Origin of the sequence: Phenylobacterium sp., from assembly GCF_037138395.1 — a bacterium.
Classification (GTDB): domain Bacteria; phylum Pseudomonadota; class Alphaproteobacteria; order Caulobacterales; family Caulobacteraceae; genus Phenylobacterium.
The window spans coordinates 1-19,601 of sequence record NZ_JBAXIM010000041.1; the positions used below are offsets into that span (position 1 = coordinate 1).

Annotated in this window: 19 protein-coding genes and 2 tRNA genes; 14 read left to right on the forward strand and 7 right to left on the reverse strand. The window is 65.1% G+C overall.

From position 1 onward, the window contains the following. A partial coding sequence (locus WCJ52_RS04955) for an NAD(P)H-hydrate dehydratase (RefSeq protein ID WP_336902197.1) occupies positions 1–674 on the forward strand: 674 nt, incomplete at its 5' end. Positions 675–690: 16 nt separating this feature from the next. Here WCJ52_RS04955 and WCJ52_RS04960 read toward each other — a convergent pair. Then, positions 691–775: transfer RNA gene (locus tag WCJ52_RS04960), tRNA-Leu, on the reverse strand. Between the two features lie 162 nt (positions 776–937). Here WCJ52_RS04960 and WCJ52_RS04965 point away from each other — a divergent pair. The 3 genes from WCJ52_RS04965 to WCJ52_RS04975 all read left to right on the forward strand — a co-directional run bounded on the left by WCJ52_RS04965 (position 938) and on the right by WCJ52_RS04975 (position 4,434). Then, positions 938–1,879: a LysR family transcriptional regulator gene (locus tag WCJ52_RS04965; RefSeq protein ID WP_336902198.1), complete on the forward strand. Its 942-nt coding sequence runs from the start codon at positions 938–940 to the stop codon at positions 1,877–1,879. Positions 1,880–2,003: 124 nt separating this feature from the next. Further along, complete coding sequence (locus WCJ52_RS04970; protein ID WP_336902199.1) at positions 2,004–3,509, forward strand: arylsulfatase; 1,506 nt, start codon at positions 2,004–2,006, stop codon at positions 3,507–3,509. Positions 3,510–3,573: 64 nt separating this feature from the next. Next, positions 3,574–4,434 (forward strand): hypothetical protein, encoded by an 861-nt coding sequence (locus WCJ52_RS04975; protein WP_336902200.1) that lies wholly within the window; start codon positions 3,574–3,576, stop codon positions 4,432–4,434. Here WCJ52_RS04975 and WCJ52_RS04980 read toward each other — a convergent pair. Beyond that, positions 4,431–5,078 (reverse strand): hypothetical protein, encoded by a 648-nt coding sequence (locus WCJ52_RS04980; RefSeq protein ID WP_336902201.1) that lies wholly within the window; start codon positions 5,076–5,078, stop codon positions 4,431–4,433. The two genes, WCJ52_RS04975 and WCJ52_RS04980, sit on opposite strands and share 4 nt — an antisense overlap. Before the next feature lies 1 nt (position 5,079). Continuing rightward, positions 5,080–5,481 carry a DUF1622 domain-containing protein gene (locus tag WCJ52_RS04985; protein WP_336902202.1) on the reverse strand — a complete coding sequence of 134 codons (402 nt, stop codon included), beginning with the start codon at positions 5,479–5,481 and terminating at the stop codon, positions 5,080–5,082. Between the two features lie 97 nt (positions 5,482–5,578). Between WCJ52_RS04985 and WCJ52_RS04990 the strand changes: the two genes are divergently transcribed. After that, complete coding sequence (locus WCJ52_RS04990; RefSeq protein WP_336902203.1) at positions 5,579–6,034, forward strand: DUF202 domain-containing protein; 456 nt, start codon at positions 5,579–5,581, stop codon at positions 6,032–6,034. On the opposite strand, the gene WCJ52_RS04995 is transcribed toward WCJ52_RS04990, so the two are convergent. Both WCJ52_RS04995 and WCJ52_RS05000 read right to left on the reverse strand, forming a co-directional pair. Then, a complete protein-coding gene (locus WCJ52_RS04995) occupies positions 6,031–6,993 on the reverse strand; it encodes a formylglycine-generating enzyme family protein (RefSeq protein ID WP_336902204.1) in 963 nt (320 codons plus the stop codon). The genes WCJ52_RS04990 and WCJ52_RS04995 overlap by 4 nt on opposite strands. Then, positions 6,993–8,309 carry a porin gene (locus tag WCJ52_RS05000; protein ID WP_336902205.1) on the reverse strand — a complete coding sequence of 439 codons (1,317 nt, stop codon included), beginning with the start codon at positions 8,307–8,309 and terminating at the stop codon, positions 6,993–6,995. Before WCJ52_RS05000 ends, WCJ52_RS04995 begins: the two co-directional genes overlap by 1 nt. A gap of 328 nt (positions 8,310–8,637) precedes the next feature. Here WCJ52_RS05000 and tig point away from each other — a divergent pair, with 328 nt between their 5' ends. Together tig and WCJ52_RS05010 are read left to right on the forward strand one after the other, a co-directional pair. Further along, entirely contained in the window at positions 8,638–9,996 is a 1,359-nt protein-coding gene (gene tig, locus WCJ52_RS05005) for a trigger factor (RefSeq protein ID WP_336902215.1), read from the forward strand. A gap of 107 nt (positions 9,997–10,103) precedes the next feature. Continuing rightward, positions 10,104–10,718 (forward strand): ATP-dependent Clp protease proteolytic subunit, encoded by a 615-nt coding sequence (locus WCJ52_RS05010; RefSeq protein WP_336902206.1) that lies wholly within the window; start codon positions 10,104–10,106, stop codon positions 10,716–10,718. Between the two features lie 19 nt (positions 10,719–10,737). On the opposite strand, the gene WCJ52_RS05015 is transcribed toward WCJ52_RS05010, so the two are convergent. After that, positions 10,738–11,412 carry an HAD-IB family hydrolase gene (locus WCJ52_RS05015; protein ID WP_336902207.1) on the reverse strand — a complete coding sequence of 225 codons (675 nt, stop codon included), beginning with the start codon at positions 11,410–11,412 and terminating at the stop codon, positions 10,738–10,740. Between the two features lie 246 nt (positions 11,413–11,658). On the opposite strand from WCJ52_RS05015, the gene clpX reads away from it, so the two are divergent. Continuing rightward, on the forward strand, positions 11,659–12,921 hold the full coding sequence (clpX, locus tag WCJ52_RS05020; RefSeq protein ID WP_336902208.1) for an ATP-dependent Clp protease ATP-binding subunit ClpX: 1,263 nt from the start codon (positions 11,659–11,661) through the stop codon (positions 12,919–12,921). On the opposite strand, the gene WCJ52_RS05025 is transcribed toward clpX, so the two are convergent. Then, entirely contained in the window at positions 12,922–13,722 is an 801-nt protein-coding gene (locus tag WCJ52_RS05025; RefSeq protein ID WP_336902209.1) for a transporter substrate-binding domain-containing protein, read from the reverse strand. A 95-nt stretch (positions 13,723–13,817) separates the two neighbouring features. Here WCJ52_RS05025 and WCJ52_RS05030 point away from each other — a divergent pair, with 95 nt between their 5' ends. The 6 genes from WCJ52_RS05030 to WCJ52_RS05055 all read left to right on the forward strand — a co-directional run bounded on the left by WCJ52_RS05030 (position 13,818) and on the right by WCJ52_RS05055 (position 19,519). Further along, entirely contained in the window at positions 13,818–14,504 is a 687-nt protein-coding gene (locus tag WCJ52_RS05030) for a DUF3011 domain-containing protein (protein WP_336902210.1), read from the forward strand. A gap of 172 nt (positions 14,505–14,676) precedes the next feature. Continuing rightward, positions 14,677–17,079 carry an endopeptidase La gene (gene lon, locus WCJ52_RS05035; protein ID WP_336902211.1) on the forward strand — a complete coding sequence of 801 codons (2,403 nt, stop codon included), beginning with the start codon at positions 14,677–14,679 and terminating at the stop codon, positions 17,077–17,079. Positions 17,080–17,207: 128 nt separating this feature from the next. Next, on the forward strand, positions 17,208–17,480 hold the full coding sequence (locus tag WCJ52_RS05040; protein WP_336902212.1) for an HU family DNA-binding protein: 273 nt from the start codon (positions 17,208–17,210) through the stop codon (positions 17,478–17,480). 75 nt (positions 17,481–17,555) lie between these two features. Then, a tRNA-Val gene (locus WCJ52_RS05045) sits at positions 17,556–17,632 on the forward strand. 15 nt (positions 17,633–17,647) lie between these two features. Then, complete coding sequence (locus tag WCJ52_RS05050) at positions 17,648–18,595, forward strand: aldo/keto reductase (RefSeq protein ID WP_336902213.1); 948 nt, start codon at positions 17,648–17,650, stop codon at positions 18,593–18,595. Positions 18,596–18,637: 42 nt separating this feature from the next. Further along, the gene (locus WCJ52_RS05055) at positions 18,638–19,519 is read left to right on the forward strand and encodes an SPFH domain-containing protein (RefSeq protein WP_336902214.1); all 882 of its coding nucleotides are present in this window, start codon (positions 18,638–18,640) and stop codon (positions 19,517–19,519) included. Positions 19,520–19,601 lie beyond the last annotated feature (82 nt).

Below are 19,601 nucleotides of genomic sequence, written 5' to 3' on the forward strand. Positions count from 1 at the left end.
CAGGCGTCGTGACCCTGGCGTCACCGCGCGACGCTCTGGCCGTGAATGCCGCCCACCTTGAGGCGGTCATGCTGGTCCCCGCGGATACGGCCGACGAGCTGGAGGACGCCTGTTCCGCCATGGATGCCGTCGTCATCGGGCCCGCCGCGGGGATTGAAGACGGAACCCGGGAAAAGGTCTTTGCCCTCGGAAGGATAGGGGCCGCCCTCGTCATCGACGCCGACGCCATCACGGTCTTCCGGCAGTCGCCCGGGGACCTCTTCGCCCTCCTTGACGTCGACGACGTCCTGACCCCCCACGAAGGTGAGTTCGAACGCCTGTTCCCCGGCAAACTCGCCAGCGCCCCGACGCGGATCGACGCGGCCCGGGAGGCGGCACGAAAGGCCGGCGCCGTGGTGGTGCTGAAGGGCGCGGACACGGTGGTTGCCCATCCAGATGGCCGGGCGGCCATTAATCTCAACGCCCCGCCCTGGTTGGCGACCGCCGGCTCCGGCGATGTCCTCGCGGGACTTATCGGCGGGCTTCTCGCCCAAGGGGCCTCCGGCTTCGACGCCGCCTGCGCCGGGGCGTGGATTCATGCCGTAGCCGCGGAGCGGTTCGGTCCCGGCCTTGTCTCAGAAGACCTGCCTGGACTGGTGCCCGAGGTCCTGTCTGATCTCTACGCCCGGCACTGACCCGTCTGCGAGGTCATGGTGCCCTCCGCCGGACTCGAACCGGCACGCCTTTCGACACGGGAACCTAAATCCCGCGCGTCTACCAATTCCGCCAGGAGGGCTACGAAGCGGTCGTCCTAGGCTGCCGATGATCGCCGCACAAGCGGGTTGGGCCTCGCAGAAGAAGCCGGGTTCAACCTGTGACGGTGGTGTGTAACCTGTGGTGATAGTGTGTAGTGTGAATTCAGGGTGCCAGCCAAGGCCCCCTGGGAGAGGAACCGTGGATGACAAGTCAGGCTAACCGGGCACCCGTCCTGGGGTCACGGGATATCCGTCAGGTCATGGCCGTCGCCGACCGGGGCAGCATTCGCCAGGCGGCGGAGGTTCTCGGCCTCACCCAGCCCGGCCTCAGCAAGAACCTCAGGCTGATCGAAGACCGGCTCGGCGTCGTCCTCTTCGAGCGGTCCACTGCCGGGGTCAAGCTGACCCAGGCAGGATACCTCCTCGTCGAGCGTGGCCGGCAGGTCCTTCTCGACCTGGCGGCAATCGAGCGTGACATCGACGAGACCACCCGCGGTCACTCGGGTCAGGTGACAGTTGGTTTGGGAACCGTGGTCGCCGTGGAACTTGCGACGGACCTGCTTGCCGAGACCCACCGGCTTCATCCCGGTGTCGCCCTGGACGTCGTCGTGGACGACCCGGGGTCGCTTCTTGAAAGGCTGAGGTCAGGACGCCTGGATTTTGGCTTTTTTCACGTTGAGCCCCAGCGAGTAGGCGGGGAATTCCTGACGAAGGAGATCCTGAGGACTCGTCCGGTGGTGCTGGTCGGGAGGCGGCATCCGCTCGTCACCAAGTTCGAGGTTAGGCCAGCAGACCTGCTCGATTACCGGATCGCCATGCCGGGGGTCTACCCCGACCTTTCCCGATGGCTGGAGACCATCACGGGCGGAACCCTGAAGCCCGCGCTTGTCGGGTCCGACTTCTACCAGATCGGCGAACTGCTTGAGCGGGCCGATGTCTACAGCCTGGTTTCACCTGGCTTGCTGAGGCGTCTCCAGCGCTTCTTCGATGTGGTTGGAATCAATATCAGCGAGTTTGAATTCGTGCACCGCGCCCACTCGGTCCAGGCCGCCAGCCGGCCCCTCTCCGGGGCCGCACAGCGGATCATGGCCCTCGCCACCCATCTCATGGTCGAGAACGGAATCCGGCAGCTTGATCAAGCGTAGGGTTATGCCGGTAGTCGCAAGCTGCAGCTATTCCGGCACCCCCCCCTCATCCTAGCGTCTTCTTGCCGAATATCGGTTCACGACGAAGGCTGCCTTCGGCCTTCTGAGAGCGGAGAGGAACGCCATGCCCAAGGGTAGCCCAAACATTCTCATCATGTGGGGGGACGACATCGGTCAGTCCAACCTTTCGATCTTCACCAAGGGGATGATGGGGTATCGCACCCCGAACATCGACCGGGTCGCCGAAGAGGGAATGCTCTTCACCGACTACTACGCGGAGCAGAGCTGCACCGCCGGTCGCGCCTCCTTCATCACCGGCCAGTGCGGCCTCCGGACCGGCCTGACCAAGGTGGGCCTGCCCGGTTCCGATATCGGCATGAGTGCCAAAGATCCCACCATCGCACGGGTCCTGAAGGGCCAGGGCTACGCTACCGGCCAGTTCGGCAAGAACCACCTGGGCGACCGGGATGTTCACCTGCCGACCATGCACGGCTTCGACGAGTTCTTCGGTAACCTCTATCACCTGAACGCCGAGGAAGAGCCCGAGCTGCGCGACTATCCTACCCCTGTCGACTTCCCGAACTTCAAGTCGAAATTCGGGCCCCGGGGCGTCCTGCACTGCAAGGCGGATGGCAAGGGCGGCCAGTCCATCGTCAACACCGGTCCGCTGACCAAGAAGCGGATGGAGACGATGGACGACGAGGTCCTCGAGAAGGCCGTCGACTTCATCAAGCGCCACAATGATGCCGGCGTGCCCTTCTTCGTGTGGTTCAACACCACCCACATGCACTTCCGTACCCACGCCAAGCCCGAGAGCCTGGGCCAGTCCGGCCGGTGGCAGTCCGAGTACCATGACGTGATGATCGACCACGACAAGGCGATCGGCGTCCTGCTCGACCTGCTCGACGAACTCGGCATCGCCGACGACACCTTCGTGATGTATTCGACCGACAACGGCCCGCACTGCAACAGCTGGCCTGACGCCGGAACCACCCCCTTCCGCTCAGAGAAGAACACCAACTGGGAAGGCGCCTACCGCGTTCCCGCCATGGTTCGCTGGCCGGGCAAGATCAAGGCGGGCTCGGTTTCCAACGACATCGTCTCCCACCTCGACTGGCTGCCGACCCTGGCAGCCATCGCCGGCGCGACGGACGTCAAGGCAGACCTGCTCAAGGGCACGAAGATCGACGGTCACGACTTCAAGGTGCACCTCGACGGCTACAACCTGCTCGACTACATCACGGGCAAGGACGAGAAATGCCCCCGGATCGGCTTCCTGTACTTCACGGACGATGCCGAGCTTTCGGGCCTCCGCTACGACAACTGGAAGGTCGTTTTCATGGAGCAGCGGTGCCCCGGCACCTGCATGATCTGGTCGGAGCCCCTGGTCACCCTGCGGACCCCAAAGATCTTCAACCTCCGGACCGACCCCTACGAGCACGCAGACATCACCTGCAACAGCTACTGGGATTGGATGTTCGACCACGTCTACCTGCTGGTGCCGGCGCAAGGCCTGGTTGCCCAGTTCCTGGCCTCGTTCCAGGAGTTCCCACCGCGCCAGAAGGCGGCCAGCTTCAATCTGGATGCTGTGATGGAAAAGATGCATCAGGGTGCGTCGGGCGGCGCCTGACGTTGATTGCCTCCGGGTCCGGTAGTCCGGATCCGGAGGCGTCTTCCTGAAACTGGAGCTGACAATGCTGACACCCTCCCTGATCAAGTTGTTGGCGGCCTCCAGCGTTTTCCTGTTGGTGGTGTCGATCGGCCTTCAGGCCAGGTTCGGCTCCATCTTCAGGGTGTTCTCAGATGCCCAGGACCGCCAGAAGATCCTGGGTGCCCTCGCCGCCATGTTCGTGGCGGTTCCTCTTGTCGCCTATCTGGTGGTGCGGATGGGGGTTCCTGGTCCCACTGCCGGGGCGGTGATCCTGGCCCTTTCCATCGCGCCCATCGCCCCCATCCTGCCTCGCAAGCAATTGAAGTTCGGCGGGGACACCGATTGGGTCACCGCCTTCCAGGTGACGGGCACCCTCCTGTCCCTGGTCCTGGCCCCGCTTTACCTGGGCCTCCTTTCCAGCGCCTTCGGCGTGCAGATGGATTCGCCAATATCGGCGATGATGACGACCCTTGGAATGACAGTCTTCGTTCCGCTGCTGATCGGCATGGGGCTCAGGCAAGCTTCACCGGAGCTGGCCAGCCGCCTGGTCCGGCCGTTGGGCCTGGCGGGCACGGTGATACTTGCAGGCGTTGCCCTTCTGATCCTGGTGGGGATGTGGCCGGCCCTGGTGGCTGCGGCTTCGACCCCGGCGCTTCCGGCCAGCCTGGTCGTCGCCATCTCCGGCGTGATCCTTGGCCATCTCTTCGTCAGGGGGGACGTCTCGGACAAGGTCCCTTCGGCCGAGGCCGCCGTATCCCGGCATCCCGGCGTCGCCCTGACCCTGGCGGGCGCCGCCCTGGGGGAAACCCAGCCAGAGCTTCTGGTCAACCTTCTGCTATTCGTGGTCGTCGCTACTGTGGTCCTAGCCGCCTACCAGTTCATGGTGGGGTCCGAGGCTCGCTAGAGCGAGGCCACGGGCAGAGTGAGAACAAATACAAGCGTCGCAAGACTAAGGCCTCCCGCGACGATTACCAGTAAACGGCGTTGTCCCTCCGACCGGACGATGGTCGAGATTCCCAAGAGGAAGAGGATCAGGGACAGGGTCACGGTAGAGGCGACATAGCGATCGCCCGTCGAACCCGACTGTTCAGCCCGGTTGAACAGGGCGGTGGCCTCGTCGCGCATGGCTTTGGCCTCAAGGCTTTCGGAGTGTTCGGTGCGCGGCAACGAAATGTTGGATCCTTCCCGGACATGGCCCCTCAGGTCGGCAGGAAACTGGTTGCGCCAGACATCGAAGACTTTTCCGAATTCAGGGGTAAAGCGCCTCTCATAGAAGGTCATGAGTTCGCGGTCGTTCCTGGCTGCGGCCGACAGCCAGGCCATGTACATCGCCGTCTCCATGCCGGTCTTCTGTCCCGCCTGGAGTTCCAGCCGGGCGGCTTCAGTCACCTTCGCTGAAGCGGAGGCGTAGCTACTGGCCTGGACGCCGCCCCAGAGGGTGGCCTGATAAGTCGCCCAGGCGGATGCCACCCCTGCTGCGGCCAACATGATCGCCGAGACGGTGTCCATGCGCCGCGCGCGCCGGCCCTGCAGGCCTTCGTCAGGCATTTCAGGCCTTGTGCTCGCTCGTAGAATTGAAGTGGGTGATATCCCGGGCCAGGAACCAGTTGAGCCCGGTCCGGATGGCGGCGATGGCGCCCAGCATACCAATGTCCTCCCAGGTGGGGGCGATGGCTGTCCGGATGATATCCGCCGCCAGGGCGAATTCCAGGGCCAGCATGATCCACGCCGCGAAGCCCAGCCAGATTTCCCGGCGTCCGCCCAGCGCGCCGTGTCGCAGGACGACGAGCCTGACAGTCCGGAACAGAGCTTCCGCGGCACCCCAGGCGACGATCAGGACGACTGCAGCTTCTGCCAGAAGGCCGACCGTCTGGGCGACCTCACGAAACAAGTGCTCAAGCATGACAAAACCCCTGAAGAGTTCAATGAAGTTGAGGTTTTCGGAGATCATGTAAAGGTATGATCTCGAGTTTGAGGGATATGCTGATGGCCATTGTTCCGGATCCGCCCGGCGGGCTCTAACCTGTTGCCTTCCGAAAGGGGAATTGATGAGCCAGACGGAAATGAGCCCCGGCGATCGCATGGCGGCGATGCGCACCGCCCTTGCCTTCCAGCGGACGCGGCTGGCGGCCGATCGGACCCTGATGAGCGTCCAGAGGACGTCCCTGTCCCTCATCGGGTTCGGGTTCACGATCTTCTCCTTCTTCCGCTCCCTGGCGGACAAGAAGCTGCTCAGTGAGGCTATTCCCGGGGCGGCGCCCGCCCGGTTCGGGCTGACCCTGGTGGCCCTGGGTGTCTGCCTCCTGGCCCTCGGGATCGCCTCCCACGTCAGCTACATGCTGCAGTTGCGTCGGCAGAGGGCTGAAGAGGGGATGGCCGAGGTTCTGCCGCCCGAGCCCAGGCTTCCGGTCTCCCTCGCCCTGGTGGCGGCCTTTACCCTGCTGCTCTTCGGAATCTTCGTGATCCTGAGCCTCATGGCCAGGACCGGGCCGTTTGGCGCCTAGGGGCGGATGATGCAGCGAAAGCCGAGGTGGCTCATCGAGCTGTCGATCGCCTGGGCGTGCCGGGCGGCGGGTCGGTAGCGGCGGCAGTAGACGGGCGCGCACATGTGCGAGCCGCCCTTCAGCACCTTCCTTGGGATGCGGATTCGGGGGAGGGCAGGATCGAAGCTCGCGCCCTCAGCCCCGCCCAGGGGGTTTTCAGACACGCAGCAGGGGCTCTTGGTGACAGTGCCGGGATTGGCGACATACCAGTCCGTGGTCCACTCCCAGACGTTTCCGATCATGTCCACGAGGCCATAGTCGTTCGCCGGGTAGCTTCCCACTGGAGATGTCCAGCGGAAGCCGTCCTCGCAGGTGTTTGCGTGCGGGAAGGCCCCCTGAAAGGTGTTGGCCATGTGTCGTCCGCCGGGAACCAGCTCATCTCCCCAGGCAAATTCGGTGTCGGAAGCCCGGCCGCCCCAGGCCGCCAACTCCCACTCCGCCTCGGTAGGGAGCGCCTTTCCAGCCCAGGCCGCGTAGGCGCAGACGTCAGCCCAGGCGACATGGACCACCGGATGGTCCTCCAGGCCCTTCAGGTTGCTCTTCCGGCCCCGGGGCCGCCGCCAGGAGGCCCCGAAGGACCACTCCCACCATTGTGAGACGTCCTCCAGGGGAACCGGTCCCGCGGGGGGCGTGAACACCAGGGAGGCCGCCTTGAGCATCCGGGGGTCTGCGCCGGGATAATCCTCCGCCCGAGGTGGAATCTCTGCGGTGGTCACATGGCCAGTTGCCCGGACGAAGGCCTCGAACTGCCGGTTGGTGACCGGGGTCGGGTCCATCCAGAACCCGTCCACCCGGACCCGGCGCGCAGGTTTTTCTTCCGGATAGTGCCGGTCGGAGCCCATGGTGAACGCATCGCCGGGCACCCAGATCATTCCCGCCCGCAGGTCGCTTGGGGCTTCCGGTGCGGTGGGATCCGGCATCAGTACACCCACTGGATCCGGGTCAGCACCGTGTCTGTGGTTCCAGACTTGCCCATGCGATCCAGCTCCGTATGTCCCCAGTCGAGCCCGAACTTCCACCGGGTGGTCGCCCACCAGTTCACGCCAAGGTCGACACGGGTGAAGCGTCCGCCCTGGACAGGCCCGTCGTCAAGGTCAACATCGGAATACCGGACCACAAGTTCGGGGGCACCCCAGCGCGAGGTCGGAATCACCCGCCGGGCGTAGCCGGACTTACGATCATAGGGCCGGGACTCGCCGGTCATCACCCATGAGCCTGTCAGGTACCAGCCGCTGAACCTTGGATCGCCCTTGGCCGGAGCTTTTACGTCCGCCCTTGTGTACTCGCCCAGCAGGGACAGCCCCCCCCAGCTCACCAGGCCCTCCAGCCCGTAATGGTTGGCTCCGTCTGAGGGGAATTCGCCAGTGTCCACATAGTTGGAAGAGACATTGGACCCAGGCCGGCCCTTGTACCGGGTCTTGCCGTCGTCTGCTACGTAACGCCAGGAGGCGCCAAGGTGCAGGTAGTGCCCGTTCGCGGTGTCATCCCAGGCCAGGCCCGAGACCCTGCCGAAATAGTCGGTCCCGCGATGGGTCGTGGTCCCGATGTCCCAGGTGTCATTGGCGAAGCCGTAGGAGACGTTGACACGTTTGGTGGGTCCAAAGACATGGGTGACGCGGACCCCGGTGTTCCTCGAGACGAAGAATGGGCTCAATACGCGCTCGCTCTGCGGCAGGTTGGCGGCGTCGCCGACCATCTCATAGGAGAAGGTTTCCTTGATCTTGCCGACCGCCACCCGGGTGCTAGCACCGACCGGGAAGGTGACCGACATGTCCGTCAATTGCCAGTTGTCCGTCGGGTCGGAGTCAAAGCCTTTGTACTCAGCGCCGAGCTGGTAATTGATCCGGTAGGTGCCACCGAACGAGCCCAGGACCTGGAAGCGGAAGCTCCGCCACTCAGCGGTGTCCTTCTGCTTTCCGACCTGGGCCACGCTGTCGTCGTCCTGGGAGAAGGAGGTATAGTCCCCAAGGATGGCGGCGCTGGGCCGCAGTGTGAATCCAGCCGACGGCCAGGCCCGGGGCGCGCCTCGGGCCGGCGACAGGTCCGGGACAATGTAATCGATCGGTGCCGCTACGGCGGGCGGGGCGGCGACAGCCGTCGCCGTCATGATCGGCTCGGACGAGCTCTCTGTCTCCTGGGCGAGGGCAGATCCACCTCCGGTCAGGGTGACGACCATGGCGGCTGCGGTCCCCACCCGCTTCGCTGCACTGCCTCGGTTCTTGATCGCCTGCCGCATGACTTCCACCCCGCTGGTCGCTGCCGTACCTCCGCGTCGACAAGAGCCTGGGCCTTGGACGCGGGTTTGTCCTTGGGTTAACGCATTAGCACCGGGACCCCGGCTAGATTGCCGGATAGCCGACAGTCCGGCCTGCAGGTAGGCCCGCCGGGGTTGTCGCCCGATAACTTCCACAGCACCGTAAGGCCTTGCTTTGCTCTTGGCCCGCGCCCGGTCGCGTGACATAAGGACGGCCCCCTCGCCGCCGGCTTTCGGCGGCGCCGTTTTTCCGGAAGAAGGCGGACCGGGACCGCGAAAATCGCGGGCCCCTCCGATAGCTTGAATGTCTATGCAGATCGTTGAGAAGTCGGTTGAAGGTCTAAGCCGTGTCTACGGCGTGACCGTTCCTGCGGCCCTTCTGGCCGAGAAGGTCGAGGCGCGGATCGCCGAGATCACGCCCACCCTCAACCTCAAGGGGTTCCGCCCGGGGAAGGTGCCGACCGGGCACGTCCGCCGGCTGTTCGGCAAGTCCCTGATGAGCGAGATCGTCGAGCAGACCATCAACGAGACCACCCAGAAGGTGCTCTCCGACAACAACCTGCGGCCCGCGGGCGAGCCGGACCTGCGTCCGGAAGGCGACATCCAGGACGTGGTCGAGGGCCGGTCAGACCTGGCTTACGAGATCGCCCTGGAGGTGATCCCAGAGTTCGTACCGGCCGACTTCTCGGAAATTTCCCTCAAGCGCCCGATCTATGAGCCCACTGAAGACGAGGTCGGCGAGGCCTTGGCCGAGCTGGCGGAGTCCAGCAAGACCTACGAGCCGCGCAAGGGGAAGACGGTCAAGTCCAAGGATGGCGACCAGCTCTTGATCGACTTCCTTGGCCGGGTGGACGGCGAGGCCTTCGAGGGCGGCGGGGCGGAAGACGCCACCCTGACCCTCGGCTCCGGCCAGTTCATTCCCGGTTTCGAAGAGCAGCTCGTCGGTGCCAAGCCCGGCGACGAGGTCCTGGTCAAGGTGACCTTCCCCGCCGAGTACCAGGCTGCTCAGCTTGCCGGAAAGGACGCCGAGTTCACCGTCCAGGTCAAGGAAGTCCGGGCTCCGAAGGCGAGCAAGGTGGACGACGCCCTGGCCGAGCGCCTGGGCATCGAGAATCTTGAGAAGCTAAAGGAACTGCTCCGCTCCAACCTGCAGTCGCAGTTTGCCGGCGCCACCCGCTTCAAGCTGAAGCGGGCACTGCTCGATATTCTGGACGAGAAGCACGACTTCCTGCTTCCGCCCCGCATGGTCGAGGCCGAGTTCTCCCAGATCTGGGAACAGGTCCAGCAGGACAAGACGGCTGGCGGCCTGCCACCCGAAGATGCGGACAAGTCCGATGCCCAGCTTGAGGTCGAGTACCGCAAGATCGCCGAGCGCCGGGTTCGCCTGGGTCTTGTGCTCGCCGAGGTTGGACGGATCAACAATGTCCAGGTGACCGAGCAGGAGCTCGCCGAGGCCATGCGGGCCGAAGCCATGCGCTATGGACCCCAGGCCCAGCAGATCTTCGATTTCCTGCGCCAGAATCCTTCAGCCCAATCCCAAATCCGGGCTCCGATCTTCGAGGAGAAGGTAGTCGACCTGATCGTGTCCAGGGCCAAGGTCGAGGACGAGAAGGTTTCCAAGGAAGACCTGCTCAGGGAAGACGACATGCCGGCGGCTTACAAGGCCTAGGCACGGTCATTTCGGGTCGCGGCCTTGCCACGGCCCTGTTGAAACGCGATATCGAGTGCGAGCGTCTCCGCTGACGGGGCGCCGATTCAGACCCAAGGTGCAAGCCAATGCCGGATATGGTGACGACTGCCCTCAACCTGGTTCCCATGGTGGTCGAGCAGACCAGCCGGGGCGAGCGCGCCTTCGACATCTTCTCCCGGCTCCTGAAGGAGCGGGTGATTTTCGTGTCGGGTCCGGTCGAGGACGGCATGTCCGCCCTGGTCTGCGCCCAGCTTCTCTATCTTGAGGCCGAGAACCCCAAGAAAGAGATCCAGATGTACATCAACTCCCCGGGTGGGGTGGTGTCGTCAGGCCTCGCGATCTACGACACCATGCAATACATCCGAAGCCCCGTGGCGACCCTGTGCATGGGCTATGCCGCCTCCATGGGCTCCTTCCTCCTGGCAGCTGGGGCCCCTGGGCGCCGGATCAGCCTGCCGAACGCCCGCATCATGGTTCATCAGCCTTCGGGCGGTTATTCCGGCAAGGCGTCTGACATCGAGCGGCACGCCGAGGACATCCTCAAGATCAAGCGGCGGCTCAACGAACTGTACGCCAAGCATACCGGCCGGACATACGAAGAGGTCGAGGATATGCTGGATGCAGACACCTTCATGACCCCCGAGGAGGCCCGCGACTGGGGTCTCGTTGACGTGGTCCAGGAAAACCGGGGCGACGACTGAGGCCACTCCGGGGCCGGGATCAGGGGCGCTCGCTGAACTCGCGAAAGCCCGCATGGACGGCGATCGCCAGCATCTGCCGGTCCCCGGATGTGTCGCCATAGGCTGCGGTCAGACGCACATCCTCTCCGAAGATCTCCCTGAGGCGGCGCACCTTTTCAGGGCCTCGGCAGTTTGCGCCGTCCAGGTCCCCGGTGAGGCGGCCTTCAGCGTCGACAGCCAGACGCGTGCCCAGGAGGTGATCGGCGCCCAGGCCGCGGGCGAAGGGCGCGACGAGGCACTCCGGAGAGGCGGTGACAATGACCAGGGTCGCCCCCCGCGAGCGCCAGTAGCGCCAGGACTTCAGCGCGTCTGGCCGCAGGAGGCTGCGGGAACGGGCCTCCGCATAGGCGCGGGTGCGCGCTTCCAGGTCGTCCAGGGGCGTGCCGGCAAGAAACTGCCGAGCTACGGCGCCCTTGAGGCGTGCCCGATCCCGGTTCGCCAGATACCGAATGGCATCTGGCGCGAGCGCCGCCAGGCCGCGCAGCCAGGTCAAGCCTCCCGCATTCCAGGACAGAAAGTCCGTGAAGCTGTCCCGCACTGTCAGTGTGCCGTCGAAGTCGAAGGCCACGATTCCGACCGGGCGCGAGGGATCATCAGCCAGATACTCATCTGGATCGATCGCGGTCTGGAGCAGGCTTTCTGGGGGCGCGGGCACGGTCCGACCGGGATCCTCTGTAATTCATCCGAAGGGGCGGAACTGCGAGGATTCGCCCCATGACGACAATGCCACAGGTTTGCGCTATAGGCTTGGCGTGCAGAACCCGGACTTGTCGCCGGGGCTGGCATGGGGGACTGTCAAGACTTTGGCAATCCGTCATATTTAGGCTGAATCGGGTCTTAACGGTTTGCCCGGGGTTCGGCGGTGCGTCGTCAGGTCGCCCGTCGAAGGAGTGAGAAACGCATGACCAAGGCCGCCGGCGGGGATTCGAAGAGCACCCTCTATTGCTCATTCTGCGGTAAGAGCCAGCATGAGGTCCGCAAGCTGATTGCGGGCCCGACCGTGTTCATCTGCGATGAATGCGTCGAGCTCTGCATGGACATCATCCGCGAAGAGCACAAGATTTCCTTCGTGAAATCAAAGGATGGCGTGCCGACTCCCAAGGAGATCCGCGAAGTCCTCGACGACTATGTGATCGGCCAGGACCACGCCAAGAAGGTGCTCTCGGTCGCGGTCCACAACCATTACAAGCGCCTCAACCACGCCTCGAAGAACAACGATGTCGAGCTGGGCAAGGCCAACATCCTGCTCATCGGTCCGACCGGTACGGGCAAGACCCTGCTGGCCCAGACCCTGGCCCGAATCATCGACGTGCCCTTCACCGTCGCCGATGCGACGACCCTGACCGAGGCCGGCTATGTCGGGGAGGATGTCGAGAACATCATCCTCAAGCTGCTCCAGGCGGCGGACTACAATGTCGAACGGGCCCAGCGCGGCATCGTCTACATTGACGAGGTCGACAAGATCAGTCGCAAGTCGGACAACCCCTCCATCACCCGGGACGTCTCCGGCGAGGGCGTCCAGCAGGCCCTCCTGAAGATCATGGAAGGTACGGTCGCCTCCGTCCCGCCCCAGGGGGGGCGCAAGCATCCCCAGCAGGAATTCCTGCAGGTAGACACGACCAACATCCTGTTCATCTGCGGCGGGGCCTTCGCGGGTCTCGACAAGATCATCTCGGCGCGCGGGCAGGGCACTTCGATCGGCTTCGGTGCCCGGGTCTCCGATCCGGAGGATCGCCGGACAGGTGAAATCTTCCGCCAGGTCGAGCCCGACGATCTGCTGAAGTTCGGTCTGATCCCGGAATTCATTGGGCGCCTGCCGGTCCTGGCCACCCTCGATGACCTGGATGAGAAGACCCTGGTCAAGATCCTGACCGAGCCCAAGAACGCCTTTGTGAAGCAGTACCAGCGCCTGTTCGACATGGAGAACGTTGGCCTGACCTTCACCGATGACGCCCTGACGTCGGTGGCCCGCAAGGCGGTCTCCCGCAAGACCGGCGCCCGGGGCCTGCGCTCCATCCTCGAAAACATATTGCTCGACACCATGTACGAGCTTCCCACCTGGGAAGGCGTCGAGGAGGTCGTGGTCAACGCCGAGGTGGTCGAGGGTCGGTCCCAGCCCCTGGTGATCTATGCCGAGCGCCGCGACAAGGGCGGCGCGGCCTGATCACTTGGGAGGGGTGAGCGGCTTCACCCGCGCCATCCAGTCCAGACCCTTAAGCCAGTAGGCCTCGGTCGAGGTCAGGAAGCCGTCACGCCTCCGCGCCGAGATCCATCCGTTCAGGAAGTTGAGCATGTTGGTGTCGCCCTTGCGCAGAGCGAAGGCGTCAGCCGTGCGTCCCAGCGGCGCTCCTGAAGCGATCACGTAGCGCTGGGGCGCAGAAGACGCCACTGTCAGGGTCGGAACCGGCTCCTTGAAGGCGAGGGCGTTCACGGCACCATCATCCAGGGCGCGCTGGGCCCCCGCCAGATCGACAAACTCGCGGAAGGTGGCCTGGGGCAGGGCGAGCCGGGCGAGGTCGGCGGCCAGGGTTCCTGTGACAATCCCGATCGCGGTCTCCGGAACATTCAGCTGGCCTGACGGGATGGGGGCCTTGGAGCTGACGACGATGCGGATTTCAGATTCAGCGTAGGGGTTGGTCATCCACGCCTTGAGGAGCTTGTCCGGGGCGATGGCCAGGGCCGCGGCAGCAAGATCGCATTCGCCTGCATTCAGCCGGTCCAGGACATCGCTCATCGGGCCGACCTTGAGCTCCAGGACGAGGCCCGCGTCGCTCGCCAGGCGCGAGACGATATCGATCTCATGGCCGATGTGTTCGCCGCCGGATGAGCGGAAAACAAAGGGTGGTGCCTCGGCGGTGCACACCCTCAGTGTCCCTCGGCCAAGGGCGTCCTCCAGCGCTCCCGCCGTCGCCGGCGTCGCGGCTAATGCCGAAGCCAAAATCAGGCCTGAGAGATTCGCCTTCATGTCACCCTCCTCGGAAACTACAGTCAGCTTGCATTCAGGTTGCCGCCAGCACAACCGCCTGACTAGATTGCCGAAGGCCGAGCAAGGAGACTCTCATGCGTCCGATACTGGTCCTCGCCGCTGCCGCCACCGCAGTGGTCGGGGTAGCGCCCCCGGTTCCCGCCCGGGCGGACTCCTATGTCACCTGTTCGTCCCAGAACTACCAGCGGAACTGGTGTCCGGTGAACTCAAGCGGTCGCGCCTATCTCGATCGCCAGTACTCCGACGGACGGGGTCCCTGCACGGAGGGCTCGACCTGGGGGCAGGACCGCCGGGGCATCTGGGTCGATCGCGGGTGCCGCGCCCGGTTTCAGGTCCAGGACCGTTACGGCCAGTATCCCAACCCAGGCTATCCCGACCAAGGATACTACCCCAACAACAGCCAAAAGAAGGACGACACGGGTGCCCTCATTGGCGGCCTGCTGATCGGCGGGCTCCTCGTCGGGGCCATGGCCGCCGCCGCGAATCAGAACAACGCCTCCAAGCCGCCGTCGGGATCCGGCGGGTCGGCCGGGGCGTCCGGGTCCGGAATCGCCGTCGAGGCCTGCCGCGCCGAGGCCGTTACCGATGTCTCGCGTTACGGGCAGCGTCCCCGTATCGACCGTATCACCACCACCTCGGCGTCCTCCGGAGGCTGGAATGTGCAGGGCTATGTTTCTGTCGACGTGGGCCCCAAGGCGGTCTCCTATGCCTTCACCTGTCGCTACGACAACGGCTCTGCGCGGATTACCAAACTGAACTGACCGGGTTCGGTGCCCCGCCTTTTCCGGGGTTGTCCACGGGTGAGTGGCCCAGGTGGCTTGAACCCGCCCGGCGACGCGCCACATAAATGTCTCAACCGCCCGTCCTGGCGATCGTCGCAGGGGGCGCTGCCGTCCCTGCTCATCAGAGGGGGCCGGAATGGAGCAAGTGACCATGACCGAAGCCCGCACGCTTCCGATCCTCCCCCTCAGGGACATCGTTGTCTTTCCGCATCAACCGGTCCCGCTGTTCGTGGGTCGGGATAAGTCCGTCAGGGCCCTCGAGGAGGCGATGAAGTCCGAGGCGAGAGAAATCCTGCTCGCCACCCAGAAGAACAAGGATGATGACGACCCCGGCGCAGAGGGTATCTATGATGTTGGCGTCATCGCCGTGATCCTGCAGCTCCTGCGCCTGCCCGATGGCACGGTTAAGGTGCTTGTGGAGGGCCGCGGCCGGGCCGGGATCGTCCGTTTCGTCGACGAAGCTGAATGGTTTTCCGGCGAGGTTGCCCTGGTGACCGAGGACGCTGCGCCGTCGGCCGAGATCGAGGCCCTGACCCGGGCCGTCAGCGAGCAGTTCGAAAACTACGTCAAGCTCAACAAGAAGGTGCCCCCAGAGGCGCTCTCGGCCCTCTCGGGCATTGAGAATCCGGGCGAACTGGCGGACCGCATCGCCTCGCATCTGAATGTCAAGATCCCCGACAAGCAGGAATTGCTGGAAATCTTCAGTGTCTCCAAGCGCCTGGAGAAGGTCTACGCCCTGATGGAGGGTGAGATCTCGGTTATGCAGACCGAAAAGAAGATCCGGAACCGCGTGAAGCGGCAGATGGAGAAGACCCAGCGCGAGTACTACCTGAACGAGCAGATGAAGGCGATCCAGCGGGAACTCGGCGAGCAGGATCCCGAGCGCGACGAACTCGCCGAGCTGGAAAAGCGGATCAAGCGTACCCGCCTGTCCAAGGAGGCCCGCGTCAAGGCGAACGCCGAGCTGAAGAAGCTGCGGTCCATGAGCCCCATGTCAGCGGAATCCACTGTCGTTCGGAACTATCTCGACTGGCTGCTGTCCATTCCCTGGGGAAAGCCGAAGTCCAAGCCCATCGACCTGGAGAAGGCCGAGTCCATCCTCGAGAACGATCACTTTGGCCTGGAGAAGGTCAAGGAACGCATACTCGAGTACCTGGCGGTACAGGCCCGTACGGGGTCCCTCAAGGGGCCGATCCTGTGCCTCGTCGGTCCGCCTGGGGTCGGCAAGACCTCTCTGGGCAAGTCCATTGCCGAGGCGACCGGCCGTTCGTTCGTCCGGGTCTCCCTGGGCGGCGTGCGCGACGAGGCCGAGATCCGTGGCCACCGGCGCACCTACATCGGCTCCATGCCTGGCAAGATCATCCAGTCGATGAAGAAGGCCAAGTCGACCAACGCCTTCTTCCTGCTGGACGAGATCGACAAGATGGGTGCCGACTGGCGGGGTGACCCGTCCTCGGCCCTTCTCGAGGTGCTGGACCCGGAGCAGAATTCCACCTTCGCCGACCACTATCTCGAGGTCGACTATGACCTGAGCCCGGTCATGTTCGTCACCACGGCCAACAGCCTCAACATGCCCCAGCCCCTGCTGGACCGCATGGAGATCATCCGCATCCCGGGCTACACCGAGGACGAGAAGGTCGAGATCGCCCGCCGGCACCTCCTGCCCAAGCAGATGAAGGACCACGGCCTGACCGCCGCTGAGTTCGAACTGTCCGACGCCGCCATGCGCGACCTGATCCGCTACTACACCCGCGAGGCGGGGGTGCGGTCCCTCGAGCGCGAGATCGGCAACCTCGCCCGCAAGGCGGTCCGCGACCTGATGCGGCGCAAGGTGGGCGAAGAGGCCGGTCCGATCCTGGTCGATGAGGCTCGGGTCGCCGACTACGCCGGCGTGAGGCGCTTCAAGTATGGCGAGATGGACGGCGAAGATCAGGTCGGGATCATCACCGGTCTGGCCTACACCGACTTCGGCGGCGACATCCTCACCATCGAGGCGGTGAAGATGCCGGGTAAGGGCCGGATGCAGGTGACCGGCAACCTGAAGGAAGTGATGAAGGAGTCCGTCCAGGCCGCCCATGCCTATGTGCGCAGCCGCGCGACCCAGTTCGGTATCGAGCCTCCGATCTTCGAGCGCACGGACGTCGCCATCCATGTTCCTGAGGGCGCAACCCCCAAGGACGGACCGTCAGCGGGGGTCGCCATGGCGACCGCCATCGTCTCGGTCCTGACCGGCGTGCCCATCCGCAAGGATCTGGCCATGACCGGGGAGGTTACTCTCCGTGGACGTGTCCTTCCCATCGGTGGCCTCAAGGAAAAACTGCTCGCAGCCCTGCGGTCGGGCGTGAAGACGGTCCTGATCCCCCAGGAGAACGTCAAGGATCTCCAGGACATACCCGACAACGTCAAGGCGGGGCTGGAGATCCTTCCGGTCAGCTCAGTGGACGAAGTCCTCGGCCATGCCCTGGTGCGTACGCTTACCCCGATCGAATGGACCGAGCCCCCGCCGCCTCCCGCTACGGAAGCCTCTGGGGACGAGCCTGTCCTGACCCACTGACCCTCGTGTCCCCGGCGGTGTTTGACACGCCGCCGGGGCTGGTCATGATGAGAGGCGTGGCTTCGCCCGGGCATGTTTTTGTTTGAGGCGAGGCTCGAAACAACGACACCCGGGGGGGGGTGCGCCTCATGAACAAGACCGAGTTGATCGCTGCTGTCTCTCAGAACGCAGGCCTGGCCGCGCCAGACGTCCGCAGGGTTCTGGACGCCCTTCTCGACACCATTTCCTCCGCCCTGCGGGATGGGGTGGAAGTCAGGCTGGTCGGTTTCGGGACCTTTTCCAGGCTCCACAGGCCGGCGGGCCTGGCCCGGAACCCGCGAACAGGGGAGGCGGTCCGACGCCCGGCCATGCACACGGCGCGCTTCCGGGCCGGCGATGGCCTGAAGCGAAGTCTGAATTGAGGGCGTCCGGAGCCGCCTACCGGATTTCCCATCGGCGCGAAGAGCGGTAGACAGTCGCACGCCTGCGGGCGGGAGGGGCGGCTAGCTCAGCCGGTTAGAGCACCTGGTTTACACCCAGGGGGTCGGGGGTTCGAACCCCTCGCCGCCCACCAGTCCCGGAGCCGACCATGCAGAAGCGACCGCTCGGCCGCACCGGCCTGCAGGTCTCCGGGATCGGGTTCGGTGCCGCCTCCTTCTGGGGCCATCCCGCCTTCCATGAGGCCGAGGCCCGGTCCCTGGTCCACCGCGCCCTGGACCTGGGGATCACCCTCTTCGACACCGGCCCGGCCTATTCCCGGGGACAGGCCGAGGCCCGGCTCGGCCGCGCCCTAGCGGGACGGGACCTGTCCGGCCTCGTCATCGCCACCAAGGCGGGCACGACCTTTGCGCGGGGGCGGGTGCGCCGCGACATGTCCCTGCCGGCCATAGAGGCGAGCCTGGTGGAAAGCCTCCGTCGCATGGGCCTCGACGTCCTCCCGCTCGTCCACCTCCACGGCCCGGCCGCCAGCGAACTGACCCCTGATTTCCTCGGCGGTCTCGGGCGCATGCGAGACCGGGGACTGTTCCGGCATCTTGGCGTCAACAGCTTCGATCCGACCGTCATCGACGCCGCCCTGGTCCTGCCGCAGATCGACACCGTGATGGTCGACATCAACGTTCTCAGGCCTGAGCGCATTCCCCTGGCCGCCCGCGCGGCGGCGGCGGGGAAGGGGGTGCTGGCGGGCATGCCCCTGGCCATGGGGCACACGGCACCGCGCGCCTGGAGGAATCTGCGCCTGCGGGACGCCTGGTACCTGGCCCGGGCCCTGAAGACCCATCGCGCCGACATGGCTGCTGGTCGCCGGTTTCGGTTCCTGCATGGCCGGTCCGACATCTCTGGCGCCCAGGCGGCCCTGGCCTGGACCCTGGGCGTACCCGGGGTATCCGCCGCCGTGGTCGGGACCACCCGTCTCGCCCACCTCGAGGACTGCGCCGCCGCCCCGGGCCTGGCCCTGCCCGCGGAGCTCGGGGCGGCCATTGACCGGATCCACAGTCAGGGCCGGGGAGGGCCGGGCTTGAATACCCTTGAAGAGTGATATGAAAGTGATATCACTTTTAGCCGATTGAAGGAGACCGCAATGACCGAAGCTTCCACGCATTCCGCGACCACAGAACGGCGGGCTCCGGCCCGTGCAGGCGGGCCTCTGGCGATCCTGGGCCTCGCCCTGCTGGCGGCGGGGGCCGCCAAGCTGGTGCGCTACCCCGAGGCCACGCCCCTGCTCACCGGGGTGCTTATTCTGGTCGCCCTACTGATCCTCGTCGGTCTCTACACCGTCCAACCCAACCAGGGGATCGTCGCGGCTGCCTTTGGCAGCTACTCCGGTACGGACCGGGGAGTCGGCCTGCGCTGGCTGCCCTTCTGGATGGCCCGACGCAAAATTTCCCTGCGGGTCCGCAACATGACCAGTGAGACCCTCAAGGTGAATGACCGCCGGGGCAATCCCATCGAGATTGCCGCCAACATCGTCTGGCGTGTCGAGCAGCCCGCCCAGGCCCTCTATGATGTCGAGGACTACCTGGCCTTCGTCCGGATCCAGGTGGAGACCGCTATTCGCGAGGTGGCCCGGCAATATGGCTACGACAGCCATGAAGAGGGGGAGCTGTCCCTCCAGAGCGATTCCGAGACGGTGGGCGCCGTCCTCAAGGAGGACCTCCAGACGCGAGTCGGGGTCGCCGGCCTGGTCGTGGACGAGGCCCACCTCATGCACCTGGCCTACGCCCCGGAGATCGCCGGCTCCATGCTGCGCCGCCAGCAGGCCGAGGCCATCCTCGCCGCCCGGCGCAAGATTGTCCTGGGGGCCGTGGACATGGTGGAGAGCGCCCTGGGCGCCCTTGCGGAGCGGGGCGTTGTCCACATGGATGATGACCGCCGGGCGGCCATGGTCTCCAACCTCCTGGTTGTCCTCTGTGCGGACCGCGAACCCACGCCGGTCGTGAACACCGGAACCCTCTACGGCTGATCGTGGCCAGTCCCGGAAAGCGCGCCTTCCTGGCCCGGCTCCGTCCGGAGGTGCTCGCCGCCGTCGAAAGGCTGGCGGCGAG